This is a genomic window from Inquilinus sp. OTU3971 (genome assembly GCF_038440215.1).
Genome location: NZ_JASATH010000095.1, coordinates 16,854 through 29,407, shown reverse-complemented (window position 1 = coordinate 29,407; position 12,554 = coordinate 16,854). Strand labels below are relative to the sequence as shown.

Here is a 12,554-nt window from a genome sequence, read left to right as displayed (position 1 = left end):
GGGGGGGGGGGGGCCGCCCGCCCGCCCCCGCCCCCGCGGGCCGCGGACGGTGCCGAGCAGCCGCTGCGGCAGCTTCTGCGTCCCGTCCATGGCGATCTGCCAGGTGCGGTGCTTCAGCGCCGTGTTGCGGAAGCGGTCGATCAGCGAGCGCCTGTAGCCCGCGACATCGGCGCCGGGGGGCAGGGTCAGGGTCGGGGTGGAATCGGCCATCAGCGCCTCGACGAAGGCGGCGATGCCCGGCTCCGCCATCGCCGCCGCCACCGTCTCGCAGCCGGAGAGGTAGCCGAGATAGGCCAGCGAGGAGTGGCTGCCGTTGAGCAGCCGCAGCTTCATCGTCTCATAGGGCGCGACCTCGGACACCAGCGTCGCCCCCGCCGCCTGCCAGGCCGGGCGGCCGGACAGGAAGCGGTCCTCGATCACCCATTGCAGGAAGGGCTCGGTGACGATCGGCCAGGCGTCCTCGACCCCGAGTGCTGTGGCGATCCTCCCGCGATCCTCATCGGTGGTGGCCGGCACGATGCGGTCGACCATGGTCTCCGGACAGGCGATCTCGCCCTCGACATAGGCGCCGAGGTCGGGTGAGACCAACGCGGCGAAGCGCGACAGGATGCGGTGCAGGGTGCGGCCGTTGGCCGGCAGGTTGTCGCAGCACAGCGGGGTGAAGGGCGCCAACCCCTCGGCCCGGCGGCGGGCGATCGCCCGGGCCAGGATGCCGATGGCGGAGCGCGGTGCCTCCGGGTGGGCCAGGTCATGGACGATGTCGGGGTGGCTCTCGTCCAGCCGGCCGGTGGCCGGGTCGTGGCAGTAGCCCTTCTCGGTCACGGTCAGGCTGACGATGGCGACCGAGGGCCGGCACATCGCGTCGAGCAGGGCGGCGGGCGATTCCGGCGCCACCAGCACGTCGCGCACGGCGCCGATGACGCGCAGCGCCTCGCCGTCGCTGTCGCGCACCGAGAGGGTGTAGAGCCCGTCCTGCGGCACCAGCGCGTCGCGCGTGTCGGGGCTGCGCAGGCTGGCGCCGAGGATGCCCCAGCGCCGGTCGCCCGCCGCCAGCACGTCGTCGGTGCAGACCGCCTGATGGGCGCGGTGGAAGGCGCCGATGCCGAGATGGACGATGCCGGTGGCGACCGCGTCGCGGTCATAGCCCGGCCGCGCCACCGATGCCGGCAGCCCGGCCAGGGCGGCCGTGCCGAGCCGCCGCGAGGAGCTGGTCATGCGCGGAGTTCCCGACGGCCGGAATGATCACAAAGCATCGACGGCGCCCTCTCCCTGATCTTGTCACCCCTGCGGTAGCGCCGATCGGTGCCGGACACAACCTCTCGAATCTCGCTGCGATCCTAGTATGGCAGTTTGCGGAGCAGCAACCCGGACAGAGCAGGCCAGACGAAAACGGGCAGCCGAAGGCTGCCCGTTCATAGCCGGAATTCGCCGTTCGCTCAGGTGTCGAGGAAGCTGCGCAGCTTGCGGCTGCGGCTCGGGTGCTTCAGCTTGCGCAGCGCCTTCGCCTCGATCTGGCGGATGCGCTCGCGCGTCACCGAGAACTGCTGGCCGACCTCCTCCAGCGTGTGGTCGGTGTTCATGCCGATGCCGAAGCGCATGCGCAGCACCCGCTCCTCGCGCGGCGTCAGCGAGGCCAGGACGCGCGTGGTGGTCTCGCGCAGATTGGCCTGGATCGCGGCGTCCAACGGCTGGACCGCGTTCTTGTCCTCGATGAAGTCGCCGAGATGGCTGTCCTCCTCGTCACCGATCGGCGTCTCGAGGCTGATCGGCTCCTTGGCGATCTTCAGGACCTTGCGCACCTTCTCCAGCGGCATCAGCAGGCGCTCGGCCAGCTCCTCCGGGGTCGGCTCGCGGCCGATCTCGTGCAGCATCTGGCGGCTGGTGCGGACCAGCTTGTTGATCGTCTCGATCATGTGCACCGGGATGCGGATGGTCCGCGCCTGGTCGGCGATCGAGCGGGTGATCGCCTGCCGGATCCACCAGGTGGCGTAGGTCGAGAACTTGTAGCCGCGGCGGTACTCGAACTTGTCGACCGCCTTCATCAGCCCGATGTTGCCCTCCTGGATCAGGTCCAGGAACTGCAGCCCGCGATTGGTGTACTTCTTGGCGATCGAGATCACGAGGCGGAGATTGGCCTCGACCATCTCCTTCTTGGCCCGCCCGGCCTCCTTCTCGCCCTTCTGCACGGTCGAGACGATGCGGCGGTACTCCGAGATCGGCAGGCCGACCTCGTCCGAGATCTGGCTGATCTGGCCGCGCACCCGCTGGGCCCCGATGCCGTTCTTCTCGACGAACTTGGCCCATTTCTTGTCGAGGCCGCGCACCCGCTCGATCCAGCTCGGGTCGAGCTCGTGGCCGAAATAGTTCTGCAGGAAGGACTCGCGGCTGACCCCGCACTCGACGACCAGGCGCATGAGCTGGCCTTCCAGCCCCATCAGCTTGCGGTTCTGGGCATAGAGCTGCTCGACCAGCTGCTCGATCCGGACATTGTTGAGGTGCACGCCTTCCATCAGGCGGACCATGTCCTCCTTCAGCTTGTCGTATTTCGAATCGGCCTGCTTGGAGATCGCCTCGCCCTTCTGGATATGGGTCAGGCGCTGCTCCTGCAGCTTGTGCATCTTCTGGTAGGTCTGCTCGATCGCCTCGAAGGTCTCGAGCACCTGCGGCTTCAGCGCCTCCTCCATGGCGGAGAGGGAGATGCCGCCGTCGTCGTCATCGCCCGACCCGCCGGACGCGGCCTCGCCTTCGCCCTCCGTCTCGGCCTCGGGCTCCTCCTCGGCCTCGGCCTCGCCTGCGCTCATCGCCAGCGCCTCGCCCTCCGGGCTGGCGCCGTAGGTGGCGTCGAGGTCGATGACGTCGCGCAGCAGCATCTTCCCGTCCTTCAGGGAGGAATGCCATTCGATCATCGCGCGGATGGTCAGCGGGCTCTCACAGATGCCGCCGATCATCATCTCCCGGCCGGCCTCGATGCGCTTGGCGATGGCGATCTCGCCCTCGCGCGACAGCAGCTCGACCGAGCCCATCTCGCGCAGATACATGCGCACGGGGTCGTCGGTGCGGCCGACATCGTCGTCGTCGAGGTTGCCGGCGTTGCGGCCCTCGCCGTCGGCATCGCCGGCGGCCGCCGCGGTGTCGTCCGACTCCTCGTTCTCGACGACGTTGATGCCCATCTCGGACAGGTTCGAGGTCACGTCCTCGATCTGCTCGGACGAGGTCAGATCCGGCGGCAGGGCAGCGTTCAGCTCGTCGATGGTGACGTAGCCGCGCTCCTTGCCCTTGGCGATCAGCTTCTTCACCGCCTGGACGGTCACGTCCATCGAGGCGCCGTCCGCGCTGTCCTCGCGCGTCTCGGCCGAATCCGCCGCCGTCGCTGTCTTGGTTGCCATCTGCACCCGTGCCCCTTCGCCCGCCGCCGTCGGGGCCCTGTTGTCAAGAGGGGCCCGAAGCTGGCTCTCATACCTAAGCTTCCGCGCGCAAGGAAGGGGCACGACTCGAATCATGCCTGCCCCCGCCCTAGCGCGGTATCAATTCCATCCCGTCCGCCGGGTCAGAACCCACCCGGCACCGCCTGCCGCCGCTCGATCTCCTGCCGCAGCCCGTGCCAGCGTTCCAGCGCGGCCTCCGTACCCTGCCGCGCCAGGTCGCGCGCGGCATCCGCGAATTCGCGCCTGAGGGCGCGCAGCTCGAGATGCCCCATGACCATGGCCCAGCCGGTACGCGCCTCCTCCAGAGGAGCCTCCGGCCGGGTGAAGGGCCATTTCCTGCGAATGCGGTCGACCAATGCCGGCGGCAATCCATCGGCTTCGGGAACAGTCAGGTAGGGCCGAGTCAGCTGCGAATCAAGTCCGTCCGAGTCGGAGTCCGATTCGGGGCCGTGCGAATCGCCGAGTCGCGCCAGCAGCGACTGGCGCAGCGAATCGAGGCCCGAATCGGGGATCTCGACCCTGGCGAAGCCCTCGCCGACCTCCTCGCCGAGGCTCGGATGTGCGGCGAGAAGGCACAACAGGACGCAGATCGCCAAGCGGTCGTCCTGCTCGTCGCGGATCGATTGCGGCTTGGGCCCGGCCGGCGCCGGCGGCTTGCCGCCCGGCCGCCACTCCTGTCGCTTCGGCCGCCAGGGATAGGCCTCCTCGAACCGGGCCCGCAGCTCGGCCAGGTACTGGCCCTGCACCGCCGGGTCGGCGATCCGCCGGGCCTGGGCCTCGACGCCGGCGCGCAGGCCCGCCCGCCCCTCCGGCGTCTCCAGCCGGTGCATCGTGGTCTGGCGGTCGAACAGCACCCGGACCAGCGGCAGGGCGCTTTCCAGCACCGCCTGCATGGCGGCGCCGCCGGAGCCGCGGATCAGGCTGTCCGGGTCCTCGCCCTGCGGTAGGAAGGCGATGCGGGCCGAATGGTCCGGCTTCAGCTGCGGCAGGATCCGGTCCATCGCCCGCCAGGCGGCGCGCCGCCCGGCCTCGTCCCCGTCGAAGCACAGCACCGGCACCGGCGCCATCTTCCACAGCTCGACGATCTGCTCCTCGGTCAAAGCGGTGCCGAGCGGCGCCACCGCCGCCTCGAAGCCGGCCCGGACCAGCGCGATCACGTCCATGTAGCCTTCGGCCACGATCACGGTCTGGCCCTGCGACGCCGCCTGCCGGGCCCGGGACATGCCGTAGAGAAGATTTCCCTTGTGGAACAGCGGGTTGTCCGGGCTGTTGATGTATTTCGGCCCGTCTCCCTCCATGATCCGGCCGCCGAAGGCGACGGTGCGGCCGCGCCGGTCGGCCACCGGGAAGATCACCCGGTTGCGGAAGAAGGAGTAGAGGTCGCGCCCGTCATCCGGCCGGCGGGCCAGGCCGACCTCCTCGATCATCGCGTCCTGGAAGCCCTGGCCGCGCAGATGCTTGATCAGCTTGCCGCCGTCGCCGGGGGCGAAGCCGAGGCGGAAGCGCGAGATGGTGTCGCCGTCCAGGCCGCGGCCCTTGAGGTAGTCGCGCGCCGCCCGGCCGGCGGCGCCGCGCAGCTCGGCCTCGAAGAAGGCGCAGGCGGATTCGACCACGTCGTACAGCGTCTTCTGGCGCTCGAACCGGGCGCGGTCCTCCGGCTCGGCCTTGGGCACCTCCAGCCCGGCCTGGGAGGCCAGCGTCTCGATCGCCTCCATGAAGGACAGGCGGTCGTGCTGCATGACGAAGCTGATGACGTCGCCGGTGGCGCCGCAGCCGAAGCAGTAGAAGAAGCCCTTCTGGTCATTGACCGTGAAGCTCGGCGTCTTCTCCTTGTGGAACGGGCAGCAGGCCTTGAACTCGCCCTTGGTGCTGCGCTGCAGCGGCACCCGCTTGCCGACCACGTCGGACACCTGGAGGCGGGTGCGCAGCTCTTCGAGGAAGCCGGGAGGAAGGGACATGCGGGGGTTCTATCGGGCGAGGAGGGACCAGATTAACGCGATTCCTGTCGCAGCCTCAGCGGTTCTGAGCCCCGTGCCAGATACGCAGGATTTCGACCTGTCCGGTCACCCGATACACGATCACATAGGGCGTGACGACGAGTTCCCGAGTGGCAAGCTCCAGCCCTGGCCGCCCGCGTCGCGGCAGCCGTTCAAGGCTGTCGGCGGCTGCAATCAATACTTGCACTCAGGCTTCGGCAGCCGCTTGCCGGTTCCCCAGGAGAGCAGCCAACGCCGAACCTCCTCATGGGGAACCAGCCGCCCCGCATCGGCGGAGGCGATGCCCTCCCGGATCGCCGCACGCTTGGCGGCGGTCTCGGGATCGTCCGGAAGCTGGATGGGCGTTGGTTTTCTCATAGGCCCAATATAGGCGTCTTCGGGTCGATGGACCACCGTGGTTCAGCCCAGCTGCGCCTTGACCGCGGCCGAGACCTTGGAGAAGTCCATGCGGCCGGCATAGCGGGTCTTCAGCTCGGCCATCACCTTGCCCATGTCCTTCATGCCGGCGGCGCCGAGGTCCTGGATCACCGTGCCGATCGCGGCCGCGGTCTCGGCCTCGTCCATCGCCTGGGGCAGCCAGCGCTCGATCACGCCGATCTCCGCCTGCTCCTTGTCGACCAGATCCTGCCGGTTGCCCTGCTGGTAGAGGGCGATGCTCTCGCGCCGCTGTTTCACCATGGTCTGCAGCATCGACAGGATCTCCTCGTCCGGGATGCCGTCCATGTTGCCCTTGGCGCGGGCGTCGATGTCCTTGGTCTTGAGCGCGGCGATGATCATCCGCACGGTCGAGAGCGTGCGCTCGTCCTTGGACTTCATCGCCTGCTTCAGCGTGTCGGTGAACTGGGCGCGCAGCATGATCGGATCCTCCTGGAACAAGCGGCGCGAATGTCGGCCATTCGGCCGACATAGGCAAGAGAAGGGGGCGGGCATTCCGCCAGCGCGGGCAAGAGGGGCTGGAATCTTGCAACCACTCGTGCTTTATGCCTGGAAATTCAGACCCTGAGGTTGCCATGACCCACACCGCTCCGCCCCCCGGCGCCACTGCGGCGCTCGTGCTCGCCGACGGCACGGTGCTTTGGGGCCGAGGCATCGGCGCGACCGGCCGGGCGATTGGCGAGGTCTGCTTCAACACCTCGATGACCGGCTACCAGGAGATCATGACCGATCCGTCCTATGCCGGGCAGATCGTCACCTTCACCTTTCCGCATATCGGCAATGTCGGCGCCAACCCGGAGGATGTCGAGACCGGAACCACGGCGGCGCGCGGCCTGGTGCTGCGCGACGACATCACCGAGCCGTCGAACTGGCGCGCCACCCGCGACTTCGACGACTGGCTGCAATCCTTCGGCCTGATCGGCATCGCCGGGGTCGACACCCGCGCCTTGACCCGCCGCATCCGCGACGCCGGCGCCCCGACCGGGGTGGTGATCCACGCGCCCGACGGCGATTTCGACATCGCCGCCGCGCTCGCCGAGGCCCAGGCCTGGCCGGGGCTGGAGGGCATGGACCTGGCCAAGGAGGTGTCCTGCACCCAGACCTATCGCTGGGACCAGACGCGCTGGGCTCTCGGCACCGGCTACGGCACGCTGGGGAGCCCGAAGCGCAAGGTCGTGGCGATCGATTTCGGCGCCAAGCGCAACATCCTGCGCTGCCTGGCCTCGACCGGCTGCGAGGTCACTGTGGTGCCGGCGACGGCGACCGCCGAGGACGTGCTGAGCCATAGCCCGGACGGGGTGTTCCTGGCCAACGGCCCGGGCGACCCGGCGGCGACCGGCACCTACGCCGTGCCGACGATCAAGGCGCTGCTCGACACCGGGCTGCCGATGTTCGGCATCTGCCTGGGCCATCAGATGCTGGCCCTGGCGCTGGGCGCGAGCACCGGCAAGATGGCGCGCGGGCACCGCGGCGCCAACCATCCGGTCAAGGACCTGACCACCGGCAAGGTCGAGATCACCAGCCAGAACCACGGCTTCCAGGTGCTGGCGGAGAGCCTGCCGGACAGCGTCGAGGTCACCCATGTCAGCCTGTTCGACGGCTCGAACGAAGGGCTGCGGCTGAAGGACCGGCCGGTGTTCTCGGTGCAGTACCACCCCGAGGCCAGCCCCGGGCCGCAGGACAGCCATTACCTGTTCCAGCGCTTCGTCGACCTGATCGACGCGCACAAGCGCTGATGCCGCAGCACACGCCGCCGCGCCTGCTCGGCGCCAGGGTCTTCCTGACCCTGGCCGGGCCGGCCGACGGCGCGGCGCTGGCCGCCTTCCATGACCGGGAATGGGACTATCTCGGCCCCTGGCTGCCGCCGCGCAGCGCCGCCTGGCGGACCGAGGCCCATTGGCGCCGCTGGGGCGCCGAGGCGGTCGACCTGTTCCTGGACGACCGCGCCGTGCGGCTGGTGCTGCGCCGGATCGACCGGCCGGACGCCGGCATCGTCGGGCAGCTGAACCTGAACATGCTGGCGCGCGGCGCCTTCCAGGCCGCCACGCTGGGCTACCACATGGCTGCGGCGCAGCAGGGCCAGGGGCTGATGCGCGAGGCGCTGGAGATGGCGATCTCCTATGCCTTCGGCCCCCTGGGCCTGCACAGGCTGATGGCCAACCACCTGCCCGAAAACACCCGCAGCGCCGCCCTGCTGCAGCGCCTGGGCTTCGTCCGCGAGGGCTACGCCAAGGACTATCTGTTCATCGGCGGCGCCTGGCGCGACCATGTGCTGACGGCGCTGACCACTCCCTCTCCGGTGCCCCCGCCCGCGGCGTAGCCCGGAACCCGCCTCCTCTCCCTGCCGTTGCCTTCTCACCAAGGCCATCGCAGCGAGGAGGCGACATGCCGGAGGACAGCCCCCACGGGCGCCCGCCCACGCTCAGCAAGACCGAGGCCCGCCAGGGCGAGACCAGCGGCCATATGCGCTGGGTGCTCCACGCCTCGATGACGCTCGCGGTCATCGTTCTCGGCGCCGTGCTGCTCTGGTGGATCTTCTGACCAGACAAGAAAGGGGCGGCCGCGAGGCCGCCCCAAGTCTTTCCAGCCTGAGTTCGCCGTCACATCCAGTAGGGCGGCACACGGTAGTAGTCGTGCACCTGCTGCGCCCATTTCCGGTCGTCCCAGTCGAAGCGCTCGCCCCGGTCATGCGCAGGCGCACCCCGCAGCTGGTCCTCGGTGATGTCCAGCTCATAGGCGTCGAGCGCCTCGTTGTAGGTCAGCATCGACCACGGCAGGGCGTAGTAGTCCTCGCCGATGCCGAGGAAGCCGCCGAAGGTCATGACCGCGTAGCCGACGCGGCCGGTCCGTTTGTCGATCATCACCCGCTGGATGGTGCCGATCCGGTCGCCGTTCGGCCGCCGCACCGGGGTGTTCTCGACCTTGTCGCTGGCGATCAGCCGCTCGGTCTCGCGCGCGCTGAGGTCGCGGGCTGCCTGGGCCTGCATGTCGCTCTCCCACAGTGGTGGTCCTCTTCTGAGCAATGGCTCCGGCCGCCGGGCGGTTCCCGGAACCAAGCCGGCGGCCCCACGATTGCACCAGAGAGAGCGCCGCCCGCATGTGACGGGCGGGGCCGCTATCTGAGAGGAGGCAGCCATGCCGAGGGGCGACAAGTCCAGCTACACCGACAAGCAGAAGCGTAAGGCGGAGCACATCGAGGAAGGCTACGAGGCCCGGGGCGTGCCCGAGGAGGAAGCGGAACGCCGGGCCTGGGCCACGGTCAACAAGGAGAGCCGCGGCGGCAAGAAGAGCGGCTCCGGCCGCGGCAAGCCCGAGAGCCATGCGTCCTCGCGGAAGGGCGGCAAGGCCGGCGGGAAGGCCTCGGCATCCCGACCGGCCGCCGCCCGCAGCGCCTCGGCGAAGAAGGCTGCAGCCACCCGCAAGCGCCACGAGCAGCACGCCGGGTCATGAGCATCGCAGCGATGAAAGGCATGGGTATGAGCGATCCGAAACCGCCGCCCGACGATCCCACCCGGCCGCCGATGCCGAATCCACGGCCGGATACGCCGCCGGACCAGCCGGGCCAGCCGCCACCGGAGGTGCCGCCCGACGGCCCGGCCGAGCCGCCCCTGCCGGATCCGGTCCGGTTCTAGCGCAGGAAAAAGGCCGGCACCCGCAGGTGCCGGCCTCCATCGTCCTCAGAGTGTCGCTCGGTCAGTAGCGCCAGTCGTACCGGTAGGGACGATACCAGCCATCGCGACGCCAGCCGTCACGGTAGCCGTACCGGTGGTCGCGCCGCCAGCTGTTGCGGTACCAGTCCCGGCGGTCGTGGCGCCAGTCGCGCCGCCAGTCCCGATGGTCGCGGCGCCAGTCGCGGCGGTCATGGCGCCAGTCGCGACGCCAGTCCACCTTGGTGGCGAGATTCGCGTCGCCCTGTCCGTTCCACACCGCCGGGGTGGTCACAGGCGCGGGCGCCCGGTCCTGGGCGAAGGCGGCGCCGGAGGCACCGGCGAGGAGCAGAACCGCCGAGGCGGCCACGAGGAGACGCTTCATACCAGACAACATAGGGGTGATCCCTCTTTCATCAACCGGCGATGTTCCCTGGGAAACAGCCGGCTCCCCCATTCCACGCCCTATCCTGAAGATTCCGTCGCCTATAGAAGCTACCACGGCAAGCATACGGTTACAAACCAAGCGAGAACGCCGCCAAATTCCTTTTAGAACACGAAGAGATCACAAAGAGGACACAATCTGAATTCCAAACGGATTGCAGATCCTTACGAAAACTCAATTATTAATACATGATCAACGACGGCAACCATTGGCCAGACCGAATCCGGTCGACAGAGCGACGACGATCCGGAGTAGGTCGGCCGGCGGTCAGAGGATGGCGAGCGGCATCTTCCGCCGCGGCGGTGGGAAGGCCTGGTCCAGCGCCGCCAGATCAGCCTCGTCCAGGGCAAGGTCCAGCGCCTTGCGGTGGTCACGCAGGCGCTCGACCCGGCTGGATTTCGGAATGGCGACGACGCCCTGCCGGGTCAGCAGCCAGGCCAGCGCCACCGTGGCCGGCGCCACGCCGTGCCGGCGGGCGATGCCGCCGAGGACGGTATTGCCCAGCAGCCGGCCCTGGCCGAGCGGCGAATAGGCCATCACCGGCAGACCGCGGTCCTGGCACCAGGGCAGCAGGTCCCATTCGATGCCACGCGCCGACAGGCTGTAGCAGACCTGGTTCGTGGCGGTGCGCTCGCCATCCGCCTCGCTGGCCCAGACCTCGATGTCGTCGCGGTCGAAATTGCTGACGCCCCAATCGATCAGCTTGCCGTCCTGCCGCAACCGCTCGAACGCCGCGATGGTCTCGGCATAGGGCGTCCCGCCCTGCCAATGCAGCAGGTACAGGTCGATCCGGTCGGTGCCGAGCCGGCGCAGGCTGCGCTCGCAGGCGTCGACCGCGGCCCTGCGGCCGGCGTTGTGCGGATAGACCTTGCTGACCAGGAACACGCCGTCGCGGCGGCCGCGGATCGCCTGGCCTACCACCTCCTCGGCCCCGCCCTCGCCATACATCTCGGCGGTGTCGATCACGGTCAGGCCGAGGTCGAGCCCGGCGGCCAGCGCCGCTGCCTCCTCGTCGGCCTCGCGCCGGTCCTCGCCCATGCCCCAGGTGCCCTGCCCCAGGATCGGCATGGCGGCGCCGGAGGGCAGCGTCACCGTGGTCTCGCCTGCCGGCCGGCGGCGCAGCTTCGGTCCGTCTGTCATCCGTGCACTCCTATTCCGCGATCGCCACCCGATCCTGCGGCACCGCACCGGCCAGCGTCCAGATCGCCAGCGCGCCCTGCCGGCCGCGGATCTCCGCCTGGCCGGCCGGGCCGAAGGCGTCCAGCACCTCCGCCGGGCAGCCTTCGCGGCCGGCCTGGGACAGCGCGGCGTCGCTGGCCACCACCCGGGCGGCCAAGGGGCGGGTCAGCCGCTCCAGCCGGCTGGCGACGTTGACCGTGTCGCCGACGACGCCGAACTCCAGGCGGCGCTCGTCGCCGATATTGCCCATCACCACCAGGCCGTAATGCAGGCCGATGCCGACCTCGATCGGGGCGGCGCCGCGCGCCCGGCGCTTGGCGTTCCAACGCTCGATCTCGGTACACATCGCCTGGGCGCAGCGCAGCGCGTTGCTGGCGTCGCGCGGGCCGGGCTGCGGCGTGCCGAAGGTCGCCATCACGCAGTCGCCGATATATTTGTCGATCGTGCCCTCATGGGCGAAAACCTGCTCGGCCATGCGGCGGTGGAAGCTGCGCAGCAGCGCCACCACCCGCTCCGGCGCCAGCCCCTCGGCCTGACTGGAGAAGCCGACGATGTCGACGAACAGGATCACCGCCGGCTGGCGCTGGATCTCGCCGAGCGGCGTGGCCGAGGCGGCGAGCCGGCCGACCAGGTTGGGCGAGAAGTAGCGCGACAGCGCCGCCTTGGCCGCCTCCATCCGCGCCGCCCGCCCGACCAGCTTGCGCGAACGCCAGACGGCCAGCGCCAGCACCACCGTCATCAGCACCAGGACGACGGTCTGGATCATCCACAGCGTGCTGCTGACGGCGTGTGGGTCGAGCGACATGGCGATGCGCGCGGCGTTGGGATTCGGACCGTCGACCACGTCGTTGGCGCTGGTGACGATGCTGTCCGGCCGCGTCGCCAGCCAGGCGAAGCCGAGCGACCAGGAGACGGTCAGCGCCCCGCCGACCAGCAGCACCAGCTTGGGCGAATAGCTCAGCGCCACGCCGCACAGGAACAGGAGAAGGAACAGGAAGTTCGGGATCCGCTGGGTGAACTGGACCGGCAGGTCGGACCCGAACAGCGGGTTCGGCGCCACCATGATGAAGGTCAGCACCACCGCATCCAGCACCAGGAAGGCGCCGACGCCCCAGACGCCGATGCTGCCACGCCGCTGCAGCAGATAGGGGATCAGGCCGAGCACGACGAAGACGGCGATCAGCCCGATATAGGCCACCGCCCGCCCGACCGGGATGGTCAGCACGACATAGAGGCCCAGCAGCGCCAGCACCAGGACGCGGCCATAGAAGACGTAGGACAGGCCCTCCCGCTCCTCCCGCTCCATGGCGCCCAGGATGCCAAGGGGCGTCGCCTGCGCCGGTTTCGCCATGCCGCCCTCCAGCCCGATGATGCGCTGCAAATGGGGCGCCGGAGCCGGTTTCGCCAGGGCCCGGATGACGACAGG

General features: G+C 69.5%; 14 protein-coding genes. 5 read left to right on the top strand and 9 right to left on the bottom strand.

The annotated features are described in order from the left end of the window. The 5 genes from AAHM41_RS22640 to AAHM41_RS22620 form a co-directional block, all read right to left on the bottom strand. Positions 1 to 1,215, bottom strand: a 1,215-nt coding sequence (locus tag AAHM41_RS22640) for a mannitol dehydrogenase family protein (protein ID WP_342238849.1), incomplete at its 3' end; no start/stop codon positions are given. Positions 1,216 to 1,436: 221 nt separating this feature from the next. Continuing rightward, entirely contained in the window at positions 1,437 to 3,386 is a 1,950-nt protein-coding gene (rpoD, locus tag AAHM41_RS22635) for an RNA polymerase sigma factor RpoD (RefSeq protein ID WP_342238848.1), read from the bottom strand. 161 nt (positions 3,387 to 3,547) lie between these two features. Further along, on the bottom strand, positions 3,548 to 5,383 hold the full coding sequence (gene dnaG, locus AAHM41_RS22630; RefSeq protein WP_342238847.1) for a DNA primase: 1,836 nt from the start codon (positions 5,381 to 5,383) through the stop codon (positions 3,548 to 3,550). A 55-nt stretch (positions 5,384 to 5,438) separates the two neighbouring features. Further along, positions 5,439 to 5,609 carry a type II toxin-antitoxin system RelE/ParE family toxin gene (locus AAHM41_RS22625; RefSeq protein WP_342238846.1) on the bottom strand — a complete coding sequence of 57 codons (171 nt, stop codon included), beginning with the start codon at positions 5,607 to 5,609 and terminating at the stop codon, positions 5,439 to 5,441. A gap of 212 nt (positions 5,610 to 5,821) precedes the next feature. Continuing rightward, positions 5,822 to 6,277, bottom strand: a complete 456-nt coding sequence (locus AAHM41_RS22620; RefSeq protein WP_342238845.1) for a GatB/YqeY domain-containing protein — start codon at positions 6,275 to 6,277, stop codon at positions 5,822 to 5,824. A gap of 155 nt (positions 6,278 to 6,432) precedes the next feature. Here AAHM41_RS22620 and carA point away from each other — a divergent pair, with 155 nt between their 5' ends. From carA to AAHM41_RS22605, 3 genes are all read left to right on the top strand, one after another. Beyond that, positions 6,433 to 7,593, top strand: a complete 1,161-nt coding sequence (carA, locus tag AAHM41_RS22615) for a glutamine-hydrolyzing carbamoyl-phosphate synthase small subunit (protein ID WP_342238844.1) — start codon at positions 6,433 to 6,435, stop codon at positions 7,591 to 7,593. After that, positions 7,593 to 8,177, top strand: a complete 585-nt coding sequence (locus AAHM41_RS22610) for a GNAT family N-acetyltransferase (protein ID WP_342238843.1) — start codon at positions 7,593 to 7,595, stop codon at positions 8,175 to 8,177. The genes carA and AAHM41_RS22610 overlap by 1 nt, the downstream gene beginning before the upstream one ends. Before the next feature lie 65 nt (positions 8,178 to 8,242). Next, positions 8,243 to 8,398, top strand: coding sequence for a hypothetical protein (locus tag AAHM41_RS22605; RefSeq protein WP_342238842.1), 156 nt, complete (start codon positions 8,243 to 8,245; stop codon positions 8,396 to 8,398). Positions 8,399 to 8,457: 59 nt separating this feature from the next. Here AAHM41_RS22605 and AAHM41_RS22600 read toward each other — a convergent pair whose 3' ends face one another. Further along, positions 8,458 to 8,844 carry a PRC-barrel domain-containing protein gene (locus AAHM41_RS22600; RefSeq protein ID WP_342238841.1) on the bottom strand — a complete coding sequence of 129 codons (387 nt, stop codon included), beginning with the start codon at positions 8,842 to 8,844 and terminating at the stop codon, positions 8,458 to 8,460. A gap of 148 nt (positions 8,845 to 8,992) precedes the next feature. On the opposite strand from AAHM41_RS22600, the gene AAHM41_RS22595 reads away from it, so the two are divergent. Both AAHM41_RS22595 and AAHM41_RS22590 read left to right on the top strand, forming a co-directional pair. Next, complete coding sequence (locus tag AAHM41_RS22595) at positions 8,993 to 9,307, top strand: plasmid stabilization protein (RefSeq protein ID WP_342238840.1); 315 nt, start codon at positions 8,993 to 8,995, stop codon at positions 9,305 to 9,307. Between the two features lie 20 nt (positions 9,308 to 9,327). Next, a complete protein-coding gene (locus tag AAHM41_RS22590) occupies positions 9,328 to 9,489 on the top strand; it encodes a hypothetical protein (RefSeq protein ID WP_342238839.1) in 162 nt (53 codons plus the stop codon). A gap of 61 nt (positions 9,490 to 9,550) precedes the next feature. On the opposite strand, the gene AAHM41_RS22585 is transcribed toward AAHM41_RS22590, so the two are convergent. The 3 genes from AAHM41_RS22585 to AAHM41_RS22575 form a co-directional block, all read right to left on the bottom strand. Beyond that, entirely contained in the window at positions 9,551 to 9,889 is a 339-nt protein-coding gene (locus AAHM41_RS22585) for a hypothetical protein (RefSeq protein ID WP_342238838.1), read from the bottom strand. 327 nt (positions 9,890 to 10,216) lie between these two features. Then, positions 10,217 to 11,089 carry an aldo/keto reductase gene (locus AAHM41_RS22580; protein WP_342238837.1) on the bottom strand — a complete coding sequence of 291 codons (873 nt, stop codon included), beginning with the start codon at positions 11,087 to 11,089 and terminating at the stop codon, positions 10,217 to 10,219. A 10-nt stretch (positions 11,090 to 11,099) separates the two neighbouring features. Next, positions 11,100 to 12,479 (bottom strand): adenylate/guanylate cyclase domain-containing protein, encoded by a 1,380-nt coding sequence (locus AAHM41_RS22575; protein ID WP_342238836.1) that lies wholly within the window; start codon positions 12,477 to 12,479, stop codon positions 11,100 to 11,102. Positions 12,480 to 12,554: the final 75 nt, after the last annotated feature.